Annotated in this window: 19 protein-coding genes; 17 read left to right on the top strand and 2 right to left on the bottom strand. The window is 28.2% G+C overall.

Features of this window, described 5'->3' with window-relative positions; translation table 11 throughout:
* Positions 1-14: 14 nt before the first annotated feature.
* The 5 genes from T483_RS0113140 to T483_RS0113120 all read left to right on the top strand — a co-directional run bounded on the left by T483_RS0113140 (position 15) and on the right by T483_RS0113120 (position 5,255).
* Entirely contained in the window at positions 15-1,487 is a 1,473-nt protein-coding gene (locus T483_RS0113140) for a leucine-rich repeat domain-containing protein (protein ID WP_026887272.1), read from the top strand.
* A gap of 303 nt (positions 1,488-1,790) precedes the next feature.
* Positions 1,791-2,753, top strand: coding sequence for a GTP-binding protein (locus T483_RS0113135; RefSeq protein ID WP_026887271.1), 963 nt, complete (start codon positions 1,791-1,793; stop codon positions 2,751-2,753).
* Between the two features lie 42 nt (positions 2,754-2,795).
* The gene (locus T483_RS0113130) at positions 2,796-3,431 is read left to right on the top strand and encodes a GTP-binding protein (RefSeq protein WP_026887270.1); all 636 of its coding nucleotides are present in this window, start codon (positions 2,796-2,798) and stop codon (positions 3,429-3,431) included.
* Between the two features lie 30 nt (positions 3,432-3,461).
* Positions 3,462-4,460: a permease gene (locus T483_RS0113125; protein WP_026887269.1), complete on the top strand. Its 999-nt coding sequence runs from the start codon at positions 3,462-3,464 to the stop codon at positions 4,458-4,460.
* A 51-nt stretch (positions 4,461-4,511) separates the two neighbouring features.
* Positions 4,512-5,255 carry a TIGR03943 family putative permease subunit gene (locus tag T483_RS0113120; protein WP_026887268.1) on the top strand — a complete coding sequence of 248 codons (744 nt, stop codon included), beginning with the start codon at positions 4,512-4,514 and terminating at the stop codon, positions 5,253-5,255.
* Positions 5,256-5,392: 137 nt separating this feature from the next.
* On the opposite strand, the gene T483_RS0113115 is transcribed toward T483_RS0113120, so the two are convergent.
* Both T483_RS0113115 and T483_RS0113110 read right to left on the bottom strand, forming a co-directional pair.
* Positions 5,393-5,971, bottom strand: coding sequence for a hypothetical protein (locus T483_RS0113115; RefSeq protein ID WP_026887267.1), 579 nt, complete (start codon positions 5,969-5,971; stop codon positions 5,393-5,395).
* A 604-nt stretch (positions 5,972-6,575) separates the two neighbouring features.
* The gene (locus T483_RS0113110) at positions 6,576-7,757 is read right to left on the bottom strand and encodes a DEAD/DEAH box helicase (protein WP_026887266.1); all 1,182 of its coding nucleotides are present in this window, start codon (positions 7,755-7,757) and stop codon (positions 6,576-6,578) included.
* Positions 7,758-8,074: 317 nt separating this feature from the next.
* Here T483_RS0113110 and T483_RS0113105 point away from each other — a divergent pair, with 317 nt between their 5' ends.
* From T483_RS0113105 to T483_RS0113050, 12 genes are all read left to right on the top strand, one after another.
* Positions 8,075-9,517, top strand: coding sequence for a DEAD/DEAH box helicase (locus T483_RS0113105; RefSeq protein ID WP_026887265.1), 1,443 nt, complete (start codon positions 8,075-8,077; stop codon positions 9,515-9,517).
* Positions 9,518-10,077: 560 nt separating this feature from the next.
* Positions 10,078-10,947, top strand: coding sequence for a methionyl aminopeptidase (locus tag T483_RS0113100; protein WP_026887264.1), 870 nt, complete (start codon positions 10,078-10,080; stop codon positions 10,945-10,947).
* Positions 10,948-11,031: 84 nt separating this feature from the next.
* Positions 11,032-13,482 (top strand): DNA helicase RecQ, encoded by a 2,451-nt coding sequence (recQ, locus tag T483_RS0113095; RefSeq protein WP_026887263.1) that lies wholly within the window; start codon positions 11,032-11,034, stop codon positions 13,480-13,482.
* Between the two features lie 121 nt (positions 13,483-13,603).
* Positions 13,604-14,107 carry a J domain-containing protein gene (locus T483_RS0113090; RefSeq protein ID WP_026887262.1) on the top strand — a complete coding sequence of 168 codons (504 nt, stop codon included), beginning with the start codon at positions 13,604-13,606 and terminating at the stop codon, positions 14,105-14,107.
* Positions 14,108-14,688: 581 nt separating this feature from the next.
* Positions 14,689-15,354, top strand: a complete 666-nt coding sequence (sigI, locus tag T483_RS0113085) for an RNA polymerase sigma factor SigI (protein WP_026887261.1) — start codon at positions 14,689-14,691, stop codon at positions 15,352-15,354.
* A gap of 9 nt (positions 15,355-15,363) precedes the next feature.
* The gene (locus T483_RS0113080; protein ID WP_026887260.1) at positions 15,364-16,506 is read left to right on the top strand and encodes an anti-sigma-I factor RsgI family protein; all 1,143 of its coding nucleotides are present in this window, start codon (positions 15,364-15,366) and stop codon (positions 16,504-16,506) included.
* Between the two features lie 204 nt (positions 16,507-16,710).
* Positions 16,711-18,492, top strand: a complete 1,782-nt coding sequence (locus T483_RS0113075) for a bifunctional homocysteine S-methyltransferase/methylenetetrahydrofolate reductase (RefSeq protein ID WP_026887259.1) — start codon at positions 16,711-16,713, stop codon at positions 18,490-18,492.
* Between the two features lie 46 nt (positions 18,493-18,538).
* The gene (locus T483_RS0113070) at positions 18,539-19,084 is read left to right on the top strand and encodes a histidine phosphatase family protein (RefSeq protein ID WP_026887258.1); all 546 of its coding nucleotides are present in this window, start codon (positions 18,539-18,541) and stop codon (positions 19,082-19,084) included.
* Positions 19,085-19,275: 191 nt separating this feature from the next.
* The gene (locus T483_RS0113065) at positions 19,276-20,517 is read left to right on the top strand and encodes an NAD(P)-dependent oxidoreductase (RefSeq protein WP_026887257.1); all 1,242 of its coding nucleotides are present in this window, start codon (positions 19,276-19,278) and stop codon (positions 20,515-20,517) included.
* A 174-nt stretch (positions 20,518-20,691) separates the two neighbouring features.
* Positions 20,692-21,690 (top strand): LacI family DNA-binding transcriptional regulator, encoded by a 999-nt coding sequence (locus T483_RS0113060; protein WP_026887256.1) that lies wholly within the window; start codon positions 20,692-20,694, stop codon positions 21,688-21,690.
* A gap of 194 nt (positions 21,691-21,884) precedes the next feature.
* Positions 21,885-23,285 (top strand): glucuronate isomerase, encoded by a 1,401-nt coding sequence (uxaC, locus tag T483_RS0113055; protein WP_026887255.1) that lies wholly within the window; start codon positions 21,885-21,887, stop codon positions 23,283-23,285.
* A gap of 79 nt (positions 23,286-23,364) precedes the next feature.
* Positions 23,365-24,524: tagaturonate reductase (locus tag T483_RS0113050; protein WP_026887254.1), on the top strand; the 1,160-nt coding region annotated here is incomplete at its 3' end.

The raw sequence follows: 24,524 nt of genomic DNA, 5'->3' as shown, positions 1-24,524 counted from the left end.
AGGGAGACGATTAGATGCGACGAGATAAAGTAAAAAAGCTAGCAGTAATAGCAATATTTTTATGCATTAGCAGCATACCAGTAGTAACTTATGCAAAAGATTCAAGGATAAATGGAGAAATTATCGAACAAAGTAATGTCGTAATTAGTAATAATTGGCTTACAGAAGAGGTCGCTAAGCAACTAGGCAAAAAAGTTGGAGATCTTACAGAACAGGACTTCTTGAATATTAAGAAAATTGATTTAAGATATGAAAATATTGATAGTAATATACCGGAAGAAATTAAGTTATTAAAAAATTTAGAATCTTTAAATTTAAACTATTGTAAAATAGGACAAGTTCCCGAGTATTTAGGAGAGTTGTCTAAGTTAACATATTTAGATTTAGGAGATAATAAAATTGAAGAATTGCCAGACAATATTATGCAAAAAATTATTAATGGAAAGTATAGTTATTGTGATATTGAAGGTAATAAGTTCAGTTTAAATGAAGGATGGTATTTCTTAAAAGGAAAATGGTGCTACTTAGATGGTCACGGAAAGAGAGTTAGTGGTACGCAGACGATAGATGGAAAGAAGTATCAATTTAATGATGATGGAAGTGTAAAAGAAGGTTGGGAAAGCGATAAGGATAAGAATTGGTACTATTATGACAGAATAAATGGTGCAATAAAGAATGATTGGAAGCAGATATCTGGAATTTGGTATTACTTTGATAAAGATGGAAAAATGGAAAAAGGATTGCAAACAATAAAGGGTGCTAAATATTTCTTTAATGATAATGGTGCGATGGCGACCGGATGGATAAAGATAGATAATAACTATTACTACTTCTCAGGCTCAGGAGCAATGCAGTATGGGTGGTTGACTTTAAATGATAAGACTTACTATTTAGATAGTACTTCAGGCATAATGGCATCAGGAGAAAAGGTTATAAATGGCAAGAAATATGGATTTTCCAGCGATGGTTTATTAACTAAAAATGTTTGGTTAGATAATTATACATATGTAAATCCTAATGGTGAGACAGTGAATACTTACTCTAATTATTCGCATTCAAGTACAAATTATCAACTATTTAAATATATGACTAATGTGAGTAATCAATTAAGCGTAGATAGTACTGCTGTTGCATTACATGACGGAATTACTAGTAATAACTGCGTATATTTTACATCTGAAGCATTAAGAAGAATAGGTGTTAATATACCAACTTCAACAGCAAATACATATCAGTTGGAGAACATACTAAAGAATATGGGATTTGTCTATAGTTATGATTTTTCTCAAATTAAACCAGGAGATATTGTATTTACAAATAATTATACTCATGTTTATATCTTTATGGGTTGGGACAAAGATGGATATGCTTATATTGTAGATAATCAAAGGACAAGCTTTGGAAATTCGGTATTACATAAAAGGCTTATTCTTCAAGATACTGCGACAACAGATAGAGCTACTCATTTCTTCTACTATCCATATTGATTCTGTTGTTAATATGAATAGAAAATATATGTGAATTTTTCTTAGAGCTTTATAAATGCTAGATAAATTTATAGCTATAAGTTAAAGTATATATCTAAATAAAATAGGAATATAACATATTTAATTATTTCACTTAGCTTAGGCTATGACGAGGATCTTTATAATTAATAACTTTTTATTAATTATAAAGATCCTTTTGTTATGAAAAATTGTAAATAAATTTTATTCATATATATTGAGCAATTATAGTATAAATAAAAATATGAATATAATGTATGGTTGCAATGGAAGGAGAAAAGTTTGATGAAAGTTCAAGTTGATATATTTTCAGGTTTTTTAGGTGCTGGAAAGACAATGTTAATCAAAAAGTTATTGTCAGAAAAGGTTTATGATAATAATACGGTTATTATAGAAAATGAGTTCGGAGAAGTTGGAATAGATGGAGACATATTAAAAGAAAGTAATATTGAAATTAAGGAAATAAATTCTGGATGCATTTGTTGTCAGGTATCTGGAAATTTTGGGGAAGCTGTTTTAGAAGTTATAAGTAAATATAATCCTAGCAATATAATAATTGAACCTTCAGGAGTAGCAAAATTAAGTGAAATATTAAATATTCTTCAGGAAAAGAAATTTCAGCATGAACTCGAAATTAGAAATATTTTTACTTTAATTGATATTAGAAATTATGATATGTATTTGAAAAATTTCAAGGAATTTTATGAGAATCAAATAAAAAGAGGAAAAACTATAGTTTTAAGCAGAAGTCAACTTGTAGATAATAAAAAGATTGATGCAACTATAGATTCTATAAGAAAGTTAAATTTGAAAGCTAAAATAATATATAAACCATGGGATTTATTAAAAGCAAATGATTTTCTTAGTACAAATATAATAAATGAAAAAAGAAAAATTTTTGCTGTAAATTCTGGTGTTAATTCTAACGTAAATAAGCAGATAAGAAAAGAAGTAAATCATAGTGCAAAAGAAATTTTTGAGAGTTATCCTATAGATCTTGATGAAAATATAAGTATGATTGAAATACAGAAAAAATTCGAATTCATTTCAAATAATAACAAGTTTGGAAGAATAATAAGAGCTAAGGGTGTTTTTAAGGCTAATGATGGAGAATATTATCAATTTGATTATGTCCCTAATGAATTTAAAAGCAGAAAAATCAGATGGTCAAACAAAAGAGTGGTCTCAATAATTGGCAGTGAGTTAAATAGAAAGGAATTAGAACGACTATTTATTAGAAAAATATAAAAAATATTTGTTAGCAAAGCTCTGTGGAGAGGTGGTGGAATTATGAAAATACATATTGAGATTGTGACAGGTTTTTTAGGAGCTGGGAAGACATCATTTATAAATTCCCTTTTAAAAGAAAGTTTAGTTGATGGAGAAAAAGTATTAGTTTTTCAATTGGAACAAGGAGAGAGAAATGTCGTATATTCTAATAACGTAAGTAATTTTATAGGAATTCAAGATGTTACAGATGTTAAAGATCTTAAAGAAAAAATGATATATTCAATAAAACAATATCAACCTAACAGAATAATAATCGAATATAATGGAACTTCTGATTTGAAAGAATTATTCAATATGCTTAATGAGAGAATTTATAGAGAATGTAGCAAGATTACCACTGTATTCTTTGTTGCAGATGGCAAGACGTTAAAACAATATATTGATAATATGGGAAGTTTCATAATACCTTTTATACAAAATGCGAATATGATTGTTATTAATAATACTGATCACTGTCAGAAGGAGATCTTAAATGAAGGCTTTAAAAAAGTTAAGAATATAAACCCTAAAGCATTTATTTTAAGAGTTAATAATAAATATATTTTAAATTCTACACTTAGAGAAGCAGGGGTATTGGATAATGGGTACTTAAAAAAGATAAAAATTAAAATGATAAACTATAAAAAAAGTTATTAACATAAAATATTGGGGAAATGAGGAAAGTGCATGAATCGTTATAAGAAGAAAGTTAAAACTTTCTTTATTATAAGTGTAGTAATACTATCAATATATATTTACAATAAATATCCGACACTTATATATATTGAAGTTATAGGAGATTTTGCAAGTATATTTACAAGTATAATTCTTGAGGCAATGCCATTTATTATCATAGGGTCACTTATATCGGCTATAATCCAAACGTGTATATCGGAGAGGGTCATTGCAAGGATAATACCTAAAGCAAACATCTTAGGATATTTAGGAGCGGCTTTAATAGGACTTATTTTTCCGGTTTGTGAGTGTGCAATTGTACCAATAACAAGAAGGCTTATAAAGAAAGGGGTACCTGTTGGGTTTGGAGTAACATTTATGCTTGCTGTGCCTATAATTAATCCTGTTGTAATAATGTCTACTTACTATGCATTTTACGATAAAAAGATTATGGTACTTCTTAGAATAGTTGGCGGATTTATAGCCGCAATTTTAATTGGGATGATAGTAAATTCACTTGAAAAAGATAAGAAAGGCTTAGTAATAGATTTTATAGAAAATGATAGCTATTGTAATTGTGGATGTAATTCATATGTGGAAAATCAAAATAAGTTAAAAGCAATAATTGAACATACTAATAGAGAATTCTTAGATATAATGGGATACTTAATACTTGGGACATTCATATCTAGTGTATTTCAAGTGGCAGTATCTCATGGAGAAATAAACTTTATTTCTAATAATAAGATATTAGGAATAGTTGTAATGATGTTGCTTGGATTCTTTTTATCTCTTTGTTCAGAAGTAGATGCATTTGTAGGAAAAAGTTTTTTAACTAACTACTCACTAAGTGGGGTTACAGCATTTTTAATTTTAGGACCAATGCTAGATTTAAAAAATCTTATTATGATTATTGGGGCTTTTAAAAAAAGTTTTGTACTTAAGTTAAGTATAAGTACAATAAGTGTTGTATTTGTAATCTCCTTTTTATTCATGATGTGCGGAATATAAAAAGGCACTTTAATAATAGTAATTTGAATATAAAAAGGAGTTGAAAAATAAGTGAGAAGATTTAATTTTGATGAATTTCTATGGTTTATTGTGCTTATTTTATTAGACTTATCTGTAATATATTTAATTTCTACTGGAAATATAGGCTTTTATATAGGCAGTAATATGATTAAATATTTTTATATTACTATAATAATGATAAGTATAATTACTGTCTTTCAAATAAAAAATATATTTACACCTAAAGGCAATATAAATATTAAAATAAAATTATTTCCAATTATACTAGCTTTAATAATAAGTTTCATATCTATTAATAAGCAACAAACATTCAAACATTCGGAACTGAATTCAGAAATTTTAGAGAACAGAACTAGTGTTATTGATAGAAAGTCATTATATGAACATGAATTTGAGTGTAACTTTAACAAGAGCAGCGCGAGAAATAATGAGGAAACTATAAGAATTGATGAACATAATCCTACAATGATTGATGATATACGAATTAATCCAGAAAAATATATAGGGAAAAAACTAGAAATACATGGATTTGTATGTAAGGAAAATTATTTAAACAGGAACCAAATAATCATAGGAAGGATTATAATGACATGTTGTGCTGCTGATTCAAAAATTGTTGGAATAGTTGGAGATTATGATAAATCCAACCTACTAAAGGAAAATGATAAGATTAAGGTTATAGGTGAAGTGGGTAGTTCAGTAATAAAGGATGAAAACAATATAGAACATAAAATACCAGCTATAAAAATAGAAAACATAGAAATAGAAAATTAAAGTTAAACGTATATTCATATAAATCATCAATAAAAACAATTTATTAAATAGAAGAAGTATGAATATACGTTTAATATAAGCTGGTTTAAATTTTAATACTGTAGTATTTTATATACAAAATTTACAACCTTTAATCATTATTTAGAAGGATCTGATAAAATAATTGTTACATAAGAAATTTTACCATTTGGTTCATTATTAGAAACTACATTGATCTTAAATGTATCAAATTTATTATTCCATTCAAGTCCAGCAGGAGATATTGTAGAATCCGAATCATCTGCATTTATTCCTACCAATTTTAAGATGTTAGTTCCATCAGCTGGGAATTTCATTTCTGACTTAGGAATTATCTTAATTTCATTACACTTTGAATCTTTATATTTTATTTCGAAACTATAATCATCTTTTTCATAAGTAGCTTTATCGTCTTCTTCACTAATAGCTCTTCCTAAAAGTTTCTCAATTTCACTCTTGTCTTTATCTTTAAAATCAGTCAAAGAAGCAATTTGTTTAACTTCTACAGTGGGTTTGTTATTTTCACCAACTATCTTAGAATTACTTTGAGGTGATTGTTCAGTTGTAGATGTTGTGGAAGACTGCTCCGTTGTATTTCCATTATTCAAATTTGCAGAATCTTTAGTTTTTCCACAAGATATTAATGCAGTTGAACTAACTGCTGCAATTAACAATAGACTAATGATTTTCTTTTTCATAAAAATTTTCCTCCAACATTATTTGTATATTTTAGTGAGTTTTTTTGTATATAAGTTCTAAATAACATAGTTCATTATCTATAAATTATTTGGTTATATTACCTGATAAGTTAAGACAAACTTTGAGAGATTGAACTTTTTAGAACATATACAACTTTACATCATTGCCAATTATAACACTGATCAGTTTAAGTAAATGTTTACTTAAGAAAGCTTTCATAAAATAATAATTTATTCTTAATTATTATAATTAAGAAAATCAGAGAAAGAGAAATATAGATTGAAGTGATGGCTAATTAATAATTCATTGCTTTTTATATACAAGATCATTAGATTTGAGATGAAAGAATCTATAGAGATTTTAATATATTATCAAAATGAAAGGATACTTATTTCAGTTATTAATGTGAAAAAATAAGTATCCATGTAATAATTTATTGAAGTTTTATTTGAAATTTGCTTAGGTGTTCACAATGAAATTTGTAATTATTAAATTTAATATTACATATGTTTCAGATGGATTTCTACATTCCTTATCTTGATTAAGCAATTAGCTTACTAAATTTTAAATGTAATTTTAGTATTGCAACATATATTTAAGAAATTATTTTTTTTGATGGTATTGATTAGAATCAGAATTATAAGTGGCATCTTCTAAAACTCCGCCAAAAACCTTCTTTTCTTCAAATTGTATGCTAAATTCTCTCTCATATTTTTTTATTATATTAAGCTGTTGAGTAGTTAAAATACATATAGAAGTACCATGAGCGTTTCCTCTAGCGGTTCTTCCAGATCTATGGAGATATTCGTTTAATTTTAATGGCAGATCCAAATGGAATACGTGAGTTATATCCGCAACATCAAGACCACGAGCTGTAACATCTGATGAGACTAGTATTTTTATTTTACCTGTTCTAAAGCTTTCAATTGCGAGTTTTCTATCTTCCTTAGAAATCTTTCCGGTCATAGCAAAACAATCTTTGTTATGATAATTAAGTTTGGCTGTTGTTAATTCAATATCCTCATTGTTGTTAACAAATATGATTGCTTTTTCTGGTTTCGCAGCCACAAGAACTTTTCTTAAGGTTTCAAATTTATCACGTCTTTCACATAAGATAAACATATGCTCAATATTAGGATTTATTAAAGGCTTATCTTCACTTTTTATTATTATTGGTTCCTTCATTAAAGATTTCGCAGTTTCTAATGTTTCGGGTTTTATAGATGCTGAAAATAGCATAAGCTGTCTATCCCTCATTGTTGATTTAACAATGTCTTTAGTGACATTAGCTCTCTTCGGATCTAATAAATTATCTCCTTCGTCAATTACTATTGTTTTTATAGTATGGGCAGTTATTTTTTTCTTTCGAATTAAATCTAGAATTCTACCTGTTGAACCGACAATTATATGAGGTTTTATTTCTTTGAGTTTTTTTATTTGATTATTTATATTAACGTCACCAATAATAGATAGTGAAGTTATAGGAAATGATGAGTTCTCAGCAAGAAGCTTAATTTGATCTTCTATTTGTTTAGCAAGTTCATGTGTTGGTGCCAATATTAATCCTTGCATTTCTCTCTTTGATGTATCTATTTTATGAAAAAGAGGCAATAGATAAGCTAATGTTTTACCACTTCCTGTAAAGGCTTCGCCAATTATATCTTTGCCCTCAAGAGCAGGTAAAATAGAAGAGGATTGAATTGAAGTTGGTATATTAATGCCTTGTTTTTGTAGTCCTTCTATTATACTTGAATTTAAATTTAAATCACTAAATGAGTTAATCATTAATTTCTCCTTTTATAGTTGAATAATTTTTTTGATATATTGCTAATTAATTATATCCTTATTATGTGCATTTTTCTAGTTAAAGTTACATAATCCCACAGATATATTATCTCATATAGAAGGGATTATATATTTTGTGCAAAAAAACTACTCTCTGAATCAAGATTTAGATTGAAAGTATAAATTGCATTAAAACAATGAAAAAATAAACAAACAAATAGTGTTTGAAAGATAGATAAGAATGGTATAATAAGAAAGATTTATATAATTTCTAATTAATATAATTTAATAAAATAATTGAGGTGAAAATTTAATATATGAATAATGAATTCACTAAATTTAAAATAAGTGATGAAATCCTAAAATCAATCGAGGGACTCGGGTATAAAAATCCATCAGAAGTTCAAGAAAAAGTTATACCAGAGATACTTTTGAATAAAGATATCATAGTTAAATCACAAACAGGAAGTGGAAAGACGGCAGCTTTTGGGATTCCTTTATGTGAGAAAGTAGATTGGAATGAAAATATTCCACAAATTTTAGTATTAACACCGACGAGAGAACTCGCTGTTCAAGTAAGCGAAGATATAACTAATATAGGAAGGTTTAAAAGAATAAAATCTGTTTCGATTTTTGGTAAAGAACCTATCTCAGAACAGGAGAGAAAATTGAAACAGAAGACGCACGTAGTGGTTGGAACTCCAGGGAGAATTCTAGATCATATAGATAGAGGAAGTCTTAATTTATCTCAAATTAAATATTTTGTTATAGATGAGGCTGATGAAATGCTTAATATGGGATTTATCGGGCAAGTTGAAGGAATTATTAGAAGACTTCCAAAGAAAAAAGTTACTATGTTATTTTCAGCAACAATACCAGAGGAAATAAAGATATTATGTGATAAATACCTGAATAAGCCTGTGGATATAAGCATTAATAATCAAAAACTTATTAACGAAAATATAGATCATAATTTATATTATACTAATTATGAAGAGAAGATAGAAAAACTAAATGATATTTTAATAACTGAGAAACCTGAAACAGTAGTTATATTTGCAAAAACTAAAGAGAATGTAGACACAGTTTTTCAATGGTTAAAATCTAAGGGGTACTCGGTAAATAGAATACATGGAGGAATGCTTCAAAAAGAAAGATTAAGCATTATGGATGGGTTTAGATCGGGCGATTTCAGAATACTTGTGTCCACAGATCTAGCTTCAAGAGGAATTGATGTTAAAGGAATTACTCATGTAATAAATTATGATCTTCCTGTAGAGAAGGAAGCATATGTACATAGAATAGGGAGAACAGGAAGAGCAGGGGAAAAAGGGAAGGCAATAAGCTTCTGTGTTAATGAAAAAGATAAGCTTTTAAGTGAAATTGAAGAGTTTATTGGATTCAAAATTCCTGTCTATAATTTGCCTGAGAGAAAAATAGTTGAAAAGGAAAAAGATGAAGCAATCAAAACACTTAAAAGTAAACCTAAAAGAAAAGAAGAAAAATCAAAAGCTATAAATAACAATATAACAAAAATTTATTTAAATGGAGGTAAAAAAAAGAAAATCCGTGCCGGAGATATAGTTGGTGCTATTTGTAAAATAGATGGTATTGAATCTGAAGACATTGGAATCATAGATGTTCAAGATTCAGTATCATATGTTGATATATTAAATGGAAAAGGAAAAAGAGTTATAGAGGAATTAAAAAATATAACGATAAAAGGTAAAATTATTAAAGCTGAAAAAGCAAAAAAGTAAGTATGTTGATATAAGATTATATTATAATGAATTTTAAAATAATTAATATATTCAGAAAGTTACAAAGATGATAATGAGAAATTGAAATAATCATATTGTTCATCGGATAGTATAAAGTTTAAGTCGTTATTAATATTACAAAATATTATTTTTAAATATTTAGGTAAGCAGTTAAAAGCGACCACGTAAAATGCCATATGTAAATTTTTTTATTTTTATTTTGATAGTTTATATAAATAAAATGTAGAGATAATATAGAAATTTCTAAAGCATGTTAACAGAAATAATATTAAGTGGTATTATAGATATTGAACATATGATCTTATTAAATATAGGAAATAGCAAGTATATTAATGGCAAGCTTATTGTCTTATAAAGCAATAATTAGCATATTACTTGAAGAAAGTTAAGTTTAAAATATCGAAATTTTGATAAAGAATAGAATATAGATGATCATTTAAATTAGTTTAGGTGTATTATATATATAGCTGAATATTTGGCGACAAAAAACTAAAATATTAATAAGAGATAATATATTATAAAGAGGTGTTATAAAAATAATGATTTTAGATAGAAATGAAAAATGTTGGTGTGGTAGTGGTTTAAAATATAAAAAATGTCATTTAGAATTTGATGAGAAAATTGAAAGTTTTAGAAGAAAAGGTCATATAGTCCCACCAAGAAATATTATAAAAAACCAAAAGGATATAGAAGGAATTAAAAGAAGTGCGAAGATTAATGATGGGGTGTTAGATTTAGTTGCAAGTAAAATTAAAGCAGGAATGAGCACGGCTGACATAGATAAATTAGTATATGATTATACAATAGAACATGGAGCAATCCCAGCCCCATTGAACTTTGAAGGCTTCCCAAAGAGTGTATGTACATCAATAAATAATGAAGTATGTCATGGAATTCCAGATGAAAATATTATAGTCAAAGATGGAGATATTATAAATGTAGATGTTTCTACGATTTTGGATGGATATTATTCAGATGCATCTAGAATGTTTATGATTGGCAATGTTGGTGAAGAAGCTAAAAGATTAGTAGAAGTAGCCAGAGAATGCATGGTAAAAGGGATTGAAGCTATAAAACCTTGGGGGTTCTTAGGAGATATAGGAGCAGCATGTCAGGAACATGCTCATAAAAATGGATATACAATAGTAAGAGCATTAGGTGGACATGGAATAGGTAATGAATTTCATGAAGATCCATTTGTTCCTCATATAGGGGAGAAAGGAACTGGTATGTTGCTTGTTCCTGGAATGATTCTCACTGTGGAACCAATGGTTAATCAAGGAACTTATGATGTTTTTGTTGATGAAGAAAATGAATGGACTATTTATACAGCTGATGATAAGTTGTCAGCTCAGTGGGAACATACAGTGTTAATAACTGAGACTGGAATAGAAATTTTAGCTAAGTAATATGGAAGGTAGTTAAAAGTGGTTTTTAAATCAATTTTGGCTACCTTATTTAAATAGAAGTATTAATCTAAGGAGTATTATTAAATGAATAATGTAGCTTTAAATTATTTAGAGAAATATTATGGATATAAGTCATTTAGAAAAGGGCAAGAAGACATAATAAGCAAAATAATAAATGGAGAAGATGTACTTGCTATAATGCCAACTGGAGGAGGAAAGTCAATTTGCTATCAGATACCAGCACTGATGCTAGAAGGAATAACAATAGTAATTTCTCCTCTAATATCCCTAATGAAAGATCAAGTAGATACGCTAAAAGATATGGGGATTAAAGGTGCTTTAATAAATAGTACATTGAGTGCTATAGAAGAAAAAGAAGTAATAAACAATCTTGAAAATAATGAAATAAAGATTCTTTATATAGCACCTGAAAGATTAGAATCTTTTGAGTTTTTGAGCGTTATTTCTAAATGTAATATTTCTCAAATAGCTGTAGATGAAGCTCATTGTATTTCTCAATGGGGACATGATTTTAGAGGAAGTTATAGGAAAATATCGTATTTTATAAGCTTACTTCAAAAGAGGCCTATAATAACAGCATTTACTGCAACCGCATCACAGGAAGTAAGAGAAGATATAGTAAATCTTCTTAAATTGAATAATCCAAGAGTCTTTATAACAGGTTTTGATAGAGAAAATTTATTTATAAACGTGATTAAAAGTGGTAACAAAAAAGAATATTTATATAAATACATAGAAAATAATAAAGAAGTTTCAGGCATTATATATGCTGCGACTAGGAAAGAAGTTAATAACTTATATGAATCTTTACAAGCTAAAGGATATAACGTGACTTGTTACCATGCAGGATTATCTGAAAATACTAGAAAAGAAAATCAAGAAAATTTTATATATGATAGAGCTGATATTATGATAGCAACCAATGCTTTTGGAATGGGTATAGATAAACCTAATATAAGATATGTTGTACACTATAATATGCCAAGAAATATTGAAAGTTACTATCAAGAGATTGGAAGAGCAGGAAGAGATGGAGAAAAGAGTGAATGCGTATTATTATTTTCGCCTCAAGATGTTCAGGTCCAAAAGTATTTAATAGAGAACTCAATAGAAGATGTAGAAAGGAAAAATAATCAATATAGAAAGCTTCAACAAATGATGGATTTTGTATATAGTAATTATTGCTATAGAAAATATGTTTTGGAGTATTTTGGAGAAGTATACAATGGTCAATGCGATAATTGCAGTAACTGTTTGAGCGAAGGGGAATTTGTTGATAAGACGATAGAAGCACAGAAAGTTCTTTCGTGCATATATAGAATGAAAGTTAAATTTGGAATTGGGATGCTTGTAGATGTACTTAGAGGATCTAAAAATAAAAAAGTTATTCAATTTCATTTTAATGAGCTTTCCACTTATGGATTAATGAAAGAATATTCAGCAGAAGATCTCAAAAACCTTATTAATACATTAATTTCCCATGGATATATTAATGTGGTTGAAGGTACATATCCAGTATTGAGTTTAAATGACAGATCAAGAAAAGTATTAACATCTCAAGAAAAAGTTCAATTAAAAGAGTTTAGAGTAGAAAAGAAAGCTAGTGAAGATAATGAACTTTTTGAAATTCTTAGAGATTTAAGACAAGAACTGGCAAAGGAAAACAATGTTCCGCCATATATAATATTCGGCGATGTTACATTAAAAGAAATGACTGTAAATTATCCAATAACAAAATATGAAATGCTTAAAATTTCTGGAGTTGGGGAAGTTAAATACAATAAATACGGAAAAGTATTTGAAGATGCAATACGAAATTTTGTAGAAGAACATGAAATTAAGGTACCTGATCGTGATGAAGTTTCATTAGAGGCACAAAAGAGTGTAAATAAAGATGAAGAATCTAAACTAGAAGTTAAAACAGATTTAGAATTATACAAGAGATTAGATAATGCAAGAAAAGAATTTGCTAAAAAGGAAAGAACATTGCCACAAGCAACACTGACAATAAATACTCTAAAAGAAATAAGCGGAAGATATCCAAGTACTCTAGATGAATTAAAAGATATAACAGGAATAGGACCTAAAAAAATAAGTTCGTATGGTGAAAAGATAATAAATATAGTAAATGAATATTTATTAGAAAATGGCATAAGAGTGGAGTGGATTGAAAGAAAAAGAAAAAAGGTTATAATTGATGGAGAAACCAGAGAAAATGATCAGATTTCTATAGATATGCTTAAGCAGAATGTAAATATACATGAAGTATCTCAAAAATTAGAACTCTCAATTTCAACTATACTAGGATATGTAACAGATTATATAAAGGAGTTTGGAGAAAATATATTCTATATAAACTTGGAGGAGTTTTACAATGAAGAAGATGAAAAGTTAATTGGAGATGCTTGTCAAAAGAGCGGATACGATAAGATAAATGTATTGAAAAAGGAATTACCTTCGGATATAAAGTATGAAAGCATAAGAGCTGTAATTTTAAAGAAGTATTATTTGTAGTGAATTAATAAAATCTATTAAGCTATTTTAAATCAAATTAAACACATCTAAGAATATTACCTATTTTTATTAAATATATTTAATAGTGGAATAGAAGATAGAATAAAGAGGTGTAGTTAAATTGGATCCATACGAGGTTTTAGGTGTTGAAAAAACAGCTTCTGAAGAAGAAATAAAAAATAAATTTAAGAATATTTTAGAAGAATATACACAAAATCAAAATGAAACAACCAAACAAAAAGTTTTAGCGCTTAGTGCGGCATATGAACTCATTATCAATGGCAATTTATATAAAGAAATTCGTGATCTAGTTGATGATAAAAACTTTTCGGAGGCTGAAGCAAAATTGAACCTAATAAATAATGCGAATTCAGCAGAATGGAATTATCTTCAAGGTTTTATATCTGTTCAAAAGGGGTGGTTCGATAGTGGGCTTACTTATTTGAAAAAAGCTGTAGAATTAGATCCTGATAACCATGAATATTTGGACAGTTTAAACAAATTGCAATCAAGAGTTATTGAGTATATGAAAAAGTACACAAATAAAAATGTGAAACCTAACTCTAATAATATGAATGCTTGTGGTGGAGATAATAATAGTGGTGGTAATGGGGGAATGTGTTAGTAGATATATTTCAATTTGAATTTAACATATATGAGTCCTAAGAAAGATTATTCATCAAACTTTAATTTCTATCTAATAGTAACGGCACTTGCAGTAATGCTAATATTTATGAATTTTATTAAATAGAACTTATATATAAATAAATTTTATCATTTGGGTTGAAGTTTTTAATTATTTATGTTATTCTAAATAAGCAGTTGGTACGTAAAGTGCTAATGTGGAGCTTAGAGTGTCCTTCGCCGGTCTCTAAGCTCCTTTTTTGTTTAAATAGAAGTATGAAATTAAATTTTTGATTTAATAACATTAATATATATAATACCTTTTACTGAATTAATAAAAAACTACTATGAATTGTATTGTTAAGAGAAAAAAGTTCTATAAATAGATTTTTCAATTAACAATGTTAAAAATAAATTTAATACATGATATAATAGTAAGTATCAGTTTAGATTTTACAAAAGTATTTTTATGAAATGTTAAATTAAGCCTAGAAATTAAAGTTTTACATTTGTTTAATAAAAAGTACCAAAACTTATAATTTTTTTTGTATATAATAATGACCGGAGAAGGGAGCGTATGTCATGCTCGAATGTGTTTTAATAGATTTAAATGTTGATAAGAACACAAGTATAAATGAACTTATTGAAAATCATATGCCTTTTATAATAAAAAGTATTTCAGATGTGACAGGTCGCTATGTATCTTGCGAAAATGATGAAGAACTTAGTGTGGGATTACTTGGTTTTCATGAGGCAATTGAAAGATATGATAACGAAAAGGGACATTTTTTATCTTTTGCAAAATTGGTAATTGGAAGTAGAATAAAGAATTACTTAAAAGGTGAAAATAAGCATAATCATTCATCTTTGGACGAATTAGTGGACAAAGGTTTGGATTTTAGAGATGAATATTTTGAGCCTAAAGAAGATAATAGTATGTTGCTAGAAGAGATAACTACTTTAAAGAATGAAATAAGTTCGTTTGGTTTTACTTTGGAAGATTTGGTGAATGAAGCTCCCAAACAACAAGCAACGAGAAAGAATGCAATTAATTTATCAGAAGAAATATCAAAGGATGAAGAATTTTTATCTTTTATGTATTTAAAGAAAAGATTACCAATCAAAAAGATTGTTCTAAAGTTCTCGGTTACAGAAAAGGTAATAAAAAGAAGTAAAAAATTTATAATTTCTGTTGTAATAATAATTGACAAGAATCTCAGTGCTTTAAAAAATTGGATCAGAAAGTAGGTGAAAAGAATGAATAGGGGAATAATAATGGAAATTAAAAAAAGTTATGCTATAGCTTTAAATGATAATGGCATAATGGAAAAGATTGTGCCTAAGAAAGGCATGGAAATAGGGCAAAAAATATTTTATTTTGAAGATGATGTCGTTAAGGCTAGTAATGGTGGGACTTATAGGTATAATAACTTTATTAAGTCAATTGGAGCAATTGCAGCGTTGTTTTTAATAGTATTCACCTTCTTTCATACCATGAAATCTGATGCAGCGTATGCAGTTGTTAGTCTAGATATTAATCCTAGTATACAAATAGAAGCTGATAGTAAATTGAAGATTATTAGTGTTGAAGGTGTAAACAATGATGGAAAGAATATAGATTTTACTGATGTTAAAGGTATATCTCTTGATGAAGGAGTACAAAAAATAAAAGAAAAACTTATAGAAAAAAAATATTTAGATACTAATAGGGAAGTACTGGTTGGATTTGCATTTGTAAAAAATGAAGATAACAGTGCTTATGAGAAAGATATAAAGGACGTTATTCAATCTACTTTTAATACAGAAAAGGTTACTTATGTTAAGGGTGATAAGGATGATGTTGATGAAGCCAAGACAAAAGGAATAAGCTTAGGAAGATATGAAGCATCTCTAGTGGTAGATGAGAATACAAAGAATAAAATAGACGTAGCACCAGTAAAAGAAATTACTGCAAGTATAAAAGATAAAGAAAATGTAACTCAGTGGGATGCAAAAGACGAAAAAAATAATGATGTCGTTACTCCGGCTACTAATTCAAATTCAAATTTAAATTCAGATTCAAAACCTGAAAAAACAACTGTAGATAAGCCTACAATAAATGGAGCGGCTGACGATTCATTACCTAATATGGGCTCAGGGAAAGCTATAGATAACACTAAAAAAGATCAAAAGGATGATGGAGTGTTAAACTTACAGCCAGAGGTTCCTGCGCAAAATGATAGTAAGGGAAATACACCTGTGACAACTCCTACAAAGGATGACAATACTATTAACATAGGTCCAGATAACGGAACTATTGTAAATAATCCTACGTCAGGAAAGATTCCAGAGGATCCGAATAAAACCATAGAGGTACCGAAAACTCAAGAAGATACGGTTAATAAGGCGGTTAAAAATTAGTAAGTTATTTAAAAGTAGATTTATCTAGATGCATGGCATGGAAGATAGATCTACTTTTTATTTTAACATACACTTTATATTTGTGGGTTAGCTACAAATATAAATTTAGCAATAGGAAAATCGTATTAAAAAGGAGGACTAGAATAAAAAAATATAGTATACTTACTAGTAAGTATTATTAACAAGGATTTGGGGAGATTAAAAATGATAAAAGAGCTATTAAAAAGTAATATACTAATATGTGATGGGGCAATGGGAACATATTATTCAGAAGTAACAGGTAATGATGTATCATATTGTGAATTTGGTAACTTAAATGATAAAGAAACTATAAAAAGAATACATAAAGAGTATATTGAAGCAGGGGCTAAACTAATTAGAACAAATACTTTTTCTGCTAATACATATGATCTTGGAGTATCGTTAGAAACATTAATGGACATAATTAAATCAGGAATAAACTTAGCTAAAGAAGTAACAAGAAATACTTCTGTTTTAATAGGCGCAAGTATTGGACCTATTAAAGCAGATAATTTAGATGAATTTAGCGATGAAGTTTTAGAAGAATATAAATACATAGTTGATTGCTTTTTAGAAAATGGGATAGATATTTTTATATTCGAAACTTTTAGTAACTATAATTACCTGAAAAAAATAAGTGAATATATTAAGTATAAGAACATTGATAGTTTCATACTTACTCAGTTTGCTGTTAAGCCAGATGGATTTACAAGAGATGGGTTAAGTGCAGCTAAATTGATTAAAGAAGTACGGAATACAAAATATATAGATGCATTTGGGTTCAACTGTGGTTCTGGCCCAGCACATATATTGGAAATGGTTAAAAAAATTAATATAGAAAATGAAATTGTTTCGGTGCTGCCTAATGCGGGTTATCCAGAGATAATTCACGAAAGAACAGTTTATCCAAACAATCCGTTATATTTTGCAAGAAAGGTTAATGAAATAAGGTCTTTTGGAGTTTCTATTATAGGGGGATGTTGTGGAACAAATCCAAGCTATATTAAACAACTAACCAAAATAGTTAATGAGAATTCTAAAGTAGTCAATACTAATACTAAGGCTGAGCCAAAAGTTAAAAGTTTTGAGAAAAAGGCTAAGAATACTTTTAAAGATAAGCTTGAAAATGGTGAATTTGTTGTAGCTATAGAATTATCGGCACCAATTGATACCGATATATCAAGAATTATAGATGGAGCTAAGATATGTAAAGAAAACAATATTGATTTAGTAACAATTCCGGATTCACCAATGTCGAAGGTTAGGGCAGATTCGACTATTATATCATCTAAAATCAAGAGAGAAATAGGAATTGAAGCTATGCCTCATGTTTGTTGTAGAGATAAAAATACTAATGCAATAAGGTCAAGTCTAATAGGATCTCATATTGAAAATATAAGAAATATCCTTGCAATTACTGGTGACCCTATATCTGATGCTAGTAAAGTTGAAACAAAAAGTGTATTTAATTTAAATTCATTTAGGTTAATAGAATTAATAGAAAGCATGAATGAAGAAATATTCAAAGAAGATAGTATTTGTGTAGGCGGTGCTTTGAATTTGAATGTTTTAAATAAAGAAGTAGAATATAATAGAATGATGAAGAAGATAGAAAAAGGCGCAAAATTTTTTTTAACACAACCTATCTATGATGACAATGCTATAGAGTTCTTGAAAATGATTAAAGAAAGGACTAATGTAAAGATTTTAGCAGGATTACTTCCGGTTGTAAGTTATAGAAACGCTATGTTCTTAAACAATGAGCTTCCTGGAGTAACTATACCAGATAAATATGTAAAATTGTTTTCGGAAAATATGAGCAAAGAAGAGGCTCAAAGAATTGGTGTAAGCATTACTGTAGAGATCGGAAAGAAACTTAAAAATATTGCTGATGGGTTATATTTTATAACTCCATTTAATAGAGTGAATATGTTAATTGAAATTATTAAGCAAATTAATGCCTAAATAATTATAATTCTTAAATGAATAATAAAAGACAAGAGGGATTTTTATGAAGGTTGGTCTTATTAGACATTTTAAAGTTGATTACCGTAAAAGTTTTTTTATGACATCAAAAGAATTTAAAAATTGGGAAGAAAATTATAATATAAGTGGTGTTATTATAAAAGATGTTGACCTTATGGGAATAAATTGGGATAAGTGTTATTCTAGTACGCTTATAAGAGCGATAACCACAGCTCAACATGTATATAAAGATGATATAATTCAAAATGATCTAATTAGAGAAACTATTATTGACCCAATATTTACGAGTAACCTAAAGCTTCCATATTGGTTTTGGGCGATTAGTGGGAGAATAGCTTGGTATTTCAATCATAAATCTCAACAAGAAAATAAGACTATTACAAGAGAGAAAGCTGAGAAATTTGTTGATTTATTATTAAATGAAGCCCAAAAAGAAGGCTCGGAAAATGTTTTAATCGTTACACATGGCTTTTTTATGTATAGCATTCAAAAAGAATTGAAGAAAAGAGGTTTTACGGGCAAGCTAGTATACAGTCCTAAAAACGGAATTTTATACTTGTATAAAAGATAATATAATAAATATAAACTTCATATTTAAGCAAGGCTTTATATAATGTAAAGAAATATGGATACAAAATAAATGAAATATGCTATCTTTTATGGTAAAAAGTATAGCATATTTTTTGATATATATCATTGAAATAAATACTAAATTAAGTTAGTATACTTTATATACAAATGATGATAAGGAGGAATATAAATATGAAAAATAATGATAATTTGATTGGCGAAGCTAATAGATGTTTGTTGTGTAAAAAACCAGCTTGTAAGGTTAATTGTCCAGTCGAAACACCTATACCTGATATTATAAATATGTATAAGGAAGGCAAAATTGAGGAAGCAGGAGAAATATTATTTGAAAATAATCCGCTTTCAGCAGTATGTTCATTAGTATGCATTCATGAAGATCAATGCAAGGGAAATTGTATAAGAGGGATTAAAGGAGAACCAATACGATTTCATGATATAGAGCAGGAAATATCCCAAAAATATATAGAAGAAACTAGGTTTAAAACTGTTTCTAAAAAGAAAGATAGAGTTGCTATAATTGGTGGTGGCCCAGCAGGAATTACTATTGCATTTATACTAGCTAAGAAAGGATATAATATTACTATTTTTGATGCGCATGAGAAAATAGGTGGAGTGCTAAGGTATGGAATACCAGAATATAGATTACCTAAAAAACTAATAGATTCTATTGAAGAAAGATTAATGGAACTTGGTGTAAAAGTTAGGCCTAATACTCTGATTGGTCCTGTAATAACATTAGATAGACTATTTGAGGATGGTTATAAAGCAGTGTTTATTGGTACAGGAGTATGGAATCCAAAAACATTAAATATTAAAGGTGAAACTTTAGGAAATGTACATTTTGCTATTGATTATCTAAAATCACCAGAAAACTATAAGTTAGGTAATAAAGTGGCTGTTATTGGAGCAGGTAATGTAGCTATGGATGCTGCAAGAAGTGCAAAAAGAAATGGCGTTGAAGATGTGACAATAATATATAGAAAAGGCTTTGACCAAATGTCTGCAACAAAGCAAGAAATAAAAGAAGCTGAGGAAGATAAAATTAATTTTGAATTATTTAAATTACCATTAGAAATAACAGAAGAGGGAGTAAAGTTAGTTAATACTGAGAATGTAGTAGAGGCAGATGGAAAAGTTCAAAACAAAGTTATTAAAGAAAAAGAAGAATTTTTCGAATGTGATTCAATAATTATAGCTGTAAGTCAAACTCCTAGAACTAATATAGTTTCAAATACAACAAAATTAAATACTAATAAATGGGGATTGTTAATAACCGACGATAACGGAAATACAACTAAAAGAGGTACATTTGCATCGGGTGATGTTGTTACCGGTGCTAAAACTGTAGTAGAAGCAGTAGTACAAGCAAAAATAGTTGCTCAAACTATTGAAGATTATTGTGAAAACAACTAAATAATAAAGATTAGATATAACATTGATAAAGTGAGGAAAAACAGTTAGAATCGTTATAGGTTGCAAAAATAAATTTTAATTATTAAAATATTACTAGAAGTAAATTAAGATTTTTTATATACTGTGATTATCGTATATGGTGAAAAAGATTTACTTAATAAGGAGTGTAAAAATATGAGTGTCACTATAAAGGATATTGCAAAATTGGCTAATGTTTCTCATACAACAGTGTCTAGAGCGCTTAACAATAGTCCATATATTAATGAAGAAACCAAAGTTAAAATTATAGCTTTAGCAAAAGAATTAAATTATGTACCCAATTATAGTGCTAAGAGTCTTGTTTTGTTAAAATCATACGTTATAGGAGTGTTTTTTTCATCAATTAGCGAAGGTACATCAGATACATTCTTTCACGAAATAATAAGAGGAGTCAACAATGTCATAGATAAAGAATATAATTTGGTTATAAGAGGTATAGATGATTATCAGTACTCTCATTTAATTGATAATAGAAATTTTGATGGAATAATTGTTGTAAGCCAAAGCAAAAATGACGATGAATTCATACAAACTATTCTAGAAAAAAATATACCAACTGTAGTTATAAATAGATATATTGAAAATGAAGGAATAGTAAATATAATGTCAGATGATACAAAAGGAGTTTATGATGCTGTTACTTATTTTATAGAGAACAATCATCGAAAAATAGCATTATTACAAGGAAATAAGGAATTTGAATCGACAGTATATAGAAAAAGAGGATATATAAGAGCGTTAGAGGATAATAATATTCCTATCAATGAGGAATATATTTTAAGTGGCAGATATGATTTGAAAAGCGGATATGAGAATATGAAAAAGTTACTTGAATTAGAAAATAGACCAACAGCAGTCTTTTGTGCTAATGATGATATAGGGGTTGGCGCTATGAAAGCAATAGTTGAAACTGGGTTAAAAGTTCCAGAGGATATTTCAATTATAGGATTTGATGATAGTAATTTTTGTAACTATGTAACTCCTCCATTGACAAGCGTAAGAAAGGATTCTTTAGCTATGAGCGAATATGGTGGAAGAAACTTATTAAATATTATAAAAAACAAGGAAGTAGATAAAGAAAAAGTTTATATACAATCTCAACTTGTAGTAAGAAAATCAGTAAAGGAACTTTAATAATCAATTTTAATAATTAGTGGTGAAATTCACTAATTATTAAAAAAAGTTGTTAACGTTCACAAAAAAGTGTTGCGTTATTTGAAATATGATATTATAATAAAGTTATCAAGTAGATACAACAAAATGTTCACGTGAACAGTAATTTGCACGTATTTTTGTTCACGTGAACAAAAAAGGAAAGAGGATTTGATATGAAAAAGTTTATGGATGAAAATTTTTTATTAAGCAACGAAGTGTCTGAAAAATTATATCATGATTATTCAGGGAAAATGCCAATTATCGATTATCATTGCCACATTAATCCAAAGGAAATATTGGATGATAAAAAGTTTGAGAATATAACTCAAGTATGGCTTTATGGTGATCATTATAAATGGAGACAAATGAGAACTTTGGGCATAGATGAAAAATATATTACAGGAGATGGAAGTGATTATGAAAAGTTCTTGGCTTGGGCGAAGACTATATCATTTGCTATCGGGAATCCGCTTTATCATTGGACACACTTAGAGCTTAAGAGATTCTTTGGAATTGATGAAGTTTTAAATGAAAAAAGTGCACCTGCTATTTGGGAAAAAGTTAATAAGATGTTAAATAGCGATGAGTTCACAGTAAGAAATCTTATTAAGAAATCAAATGTAAAAGTGATATGTACAACAGATGATCCTATAGATTCTTTAGAATATCATTTAGCAATAAAAGAAGATAAAAGTTTTGATGTTAAAGTGTTACCAGCATTTAGGCCTGATAAAGCATTAGGAGTTAATAAAGAAACATTCAAAGAATGGTTTGGGAAACTGGAAGAAGTTGTAGGCTCAAAAATTGCAAACTTTGATGAATATTTAGAAGCGTTAAAAAAGAGAGTTGAATTCTTTCATGAAGTTGGATGCAGAGTATCAGATAATGCATTAGATTTCGTTCCGGTAGGAAATGCTTCTATAGAAGAGGTTAGAGAAATATTTGCTAATGTACTTAAGAATGGACAAGTTTCATTTGAAGATGAAAATAAATTAAGAGTATATTTATTAAAGTTTTTTGGAAAGTTATATCATGATTTAGGATGGGTTATGCAATTCCATATGAATTGCGTTAGAGATAATAATTCAAAAATGTTCGAAAAATTAGGACCAGATACTGGATTTGATTCATTAAATGATACAGAAGTTGCAATTCCATTATCAAGATTATTAGATTCACTAAATAGTGAAGACGCATTGCCAAAGACAATTATATATAGCTTAAATCCAAATGATAACTCAACAATAGGTACTCTACTTGGATGTTTCCAAGGAGATGGAATCAAAGGAAAAATACAATTTGGATCAGCTTGGTGGTTTAACGATCACAAGATCGGTATGCAAGATCAAATTAGAACTTTAGCTAATTTAGGAATGTTAAGTACGTTTGTTGGAATGCTAACAGATTCTAGAAGCTTCTTGTCCTACACAAGACATGAATATTTTAGAAGAATACTTTGCAACGTAATTGGTGAATGGGTAGAAAATGGTGAATTACCTAATGACATGGAACACCTAGGACAGATTGTATCTGATATTAGTTATAATAACGCAGATAAATACTTTAATATGTAATTTTACATGTATGAAAATAAGTAAACTGCTTATTTTCATACAATGATATAACTGAAGTTAAAATTTAGGAGGAATAGCCGTGAAATTAAATAAGGAATTATATAAAGAGTTTAAAACATATCCGGAAAAAGTATTGCAATTTGGAGAAGGTAACTTTTTAAGAGCTTTTGTTGATTGGCAAATAGATAAGATGAATGATGAAGCAGATTTTAACGGAAGTGTCGTAGTTGTTCAGCCGCTAGAAAGTGGTCTTGTGGATATGCTTAATGATCAAGATTGTTTATACACTTTATATTTACAAGGTGTGCAAAATGGGCAAGCATCAAAGACACATAAAGTAATAAATAGCATAAGCAGAGGAATTAATCCTTATAGAGATTATAATGAATATTTAAAAGTTGCAGAAAATCCAGAATTGAGATTTATAGTGTCAAATACAACAGAAGCAGGGATTGCATTTGATGAAAACGATACTTTAAATGGAGGATGTCAAAAAAGTTATCCAGGTAAGTTAACTGCATTTTTATATCATAGATTTAATGCATTTAATGGTGACGATAGTAAAGGTTTTATAATAATCCCATGTGAGCTTATTGATAGAAATGGTGAAAAACTTAAAGAAATAGTATTAAAGTATGCAGAAATATGGAATTTAGGACAAGATTTTATGGATTGGATAAACAATGCTAATACTTTTTGCTGTAGCTTAGTTGATAGAATAGTTCCAGGATATCCAAGAGACACAATTGATGAAGTTAGAGCAGAACTTGGATATGATGATAACCTTGTAGATGTAGGTGAGATATTCCATCTATGGGTGATAGAAGGTCCTCAATCTATAAAAGATGAATTACCAATAGAAAAAGCAGGACTTAATGTAAAAGTTGTAGATGATATGACACCATATAGAACAAGAAAAGTTAGAATTTTAAATGGACCTCATACAGCAATGGTTCCAGTAGCATATCTTTATGGATTAGAAACTGTAGGAGAATCTGTTGATCATGAAGTTATAGGAAAATATGTTCATGATGTAATATATGATGAAATCATAGAAACTTTAGATTTACCTCATGAAGAATTAGTAGAATTTGCAGATGCGATTATAGAAAGATTTCAAAATCCATATGTAAAGCACTATTTGATGAGTATAGCCTTAAATTCACTATCTAAATACAAAACAAGAGATTTGCCAAGTTTAACTGAATATATAAAGAGAAAAGGTGTACTTCCTAAGAA

It is taken from the genome of Clostridium beijerinckii HUN142 (assembly GCF_000621745.1).
Classification (GTDB): Bacteria; Bacillota; Clostridia; order Clostridiales; family Clostridiaceae; genus Clostridium; species Clostridium beijerinckii_A.
This window is presented reverse-complemented; position numbering and strand designations above follow the sequence as displayed.

What these genes read in the sequence shown, in the direction of transcription:
- T483_RS0113140 (WP_026887272.1), top strand. Translation starts at nt 15, where the DNA reads ATGCGACGAGATAAAGTAAAAAAGCTAGCAGTAATAGCAATATTTTTA.
- T483_RS0113135 (WP_026887271.1), top strand. Translation starts at nt 1,791, where the DNA reads ATGAAAGTTCAAGTTGATATATTTTCAGGTTTTTTAGGTGCTGGAAAG.
- T483_RS0113130 (WP_026887270.1), top strand. Translation starts at nt 2,796, where the DNA reads ATGAAAATACATATTGAGATTGTGACAGGTTTTTTAGGAGCTGGGAAG.
- T483_RS0113125 (WP_026887269.1), top strand. Translation starts at nt 3,462, where the DNA reads ATGAATCGTTATAAGAAGAAAGTTAAAACTTTCTTTATTATAAGTGTA.
- T483_RS0113115 (WP_026887267.1), bottom strand. Translation starts at nt 5,971, where the DNA reads ATGAAAAAGAAAATCATTAGTCTATTGTTAATTGCAGCAGTTAGTTCA.
- T483_RS0113110 (WP_026887266.1), bottom strand. Translation starts at nt 7,757, where the DNA reads ATGATTAACTCATTTAGTGATTTAAATTTAAATTCAAGTATAATAGAA.
- T483_RS0113105 (WP_026887265.1), top strand. Translation starts at nt 8,075, where the DNA reads ATGAATAATGAATTCACTAAATTTAAAATAAGTGATGAAATCCTAAAA.
- T483_RS0113100 (WP_026887264.1), top strand. Translation starts at nt 10,078, where the DNA reads ATGATTTTAGATAGAAATGAAAAATGTTGGTGTGGTAGTGGTTTAAAA.
- recQ (WP_026887263.1), top strand. Translation starts at nt 11,032, where the DNA reads ATGAATAATGTAGCTTTAAATTATTTAGAGAAATATTATGGATATAAG.
- sigI (WP_026887261.1), top strand. Translation starts at nt 14,689, where the DNA reads ATGCTCGAATGTGTTTTAATAGATTTAAATGTTGATAAGAACACAAGT.
- T483_RS0113080 (WP_026887260.1), top strand. Translation starts at nt 15,364, where the DNA reads ATGAATAGGGGAATAATAATGGAAATTAAAAAAAGTTATGCTATAGCT.
- T483_RS0113075 (WP_026887259.1), top strand. Translation starts at nt 16,711, where the DNA reads ATGATAAAAGAGCTATTAAAAAGTAATATACTAATATGTGATGGGGCA.
- T483_RS0113070 (WP_026887258.1), top strand. Translation starts at nt 18,539, where the DNA reads ATGAAGGTTGGTCTTATTAGACATTTTAAAGTTGATTACCGTAAAAGT.
- T483_RS0113065 (WP_026887257.1), top strand. Translation starts at nt 19,276, where the DNA reads ATGAAAAATAATGATAATTTGATTGGCGAAGCTAATAGATGTTTGTTG.
- T483_RS0113060 (WP_026887256.1), top strand. Translation starts at nt 20,692, where the DNA reads ATGAGTGTCACTATAAAGGATATTGCAAAATTGGCTAATGTTTCTCAT.
- uxaC (WP_026887255.1), top strand. Translation starts at nt 21,885, where the DNA reads ATGAAAAAGTTTATGGATGAAAATTTTTTATTAAGCAACGAAGTGTCT.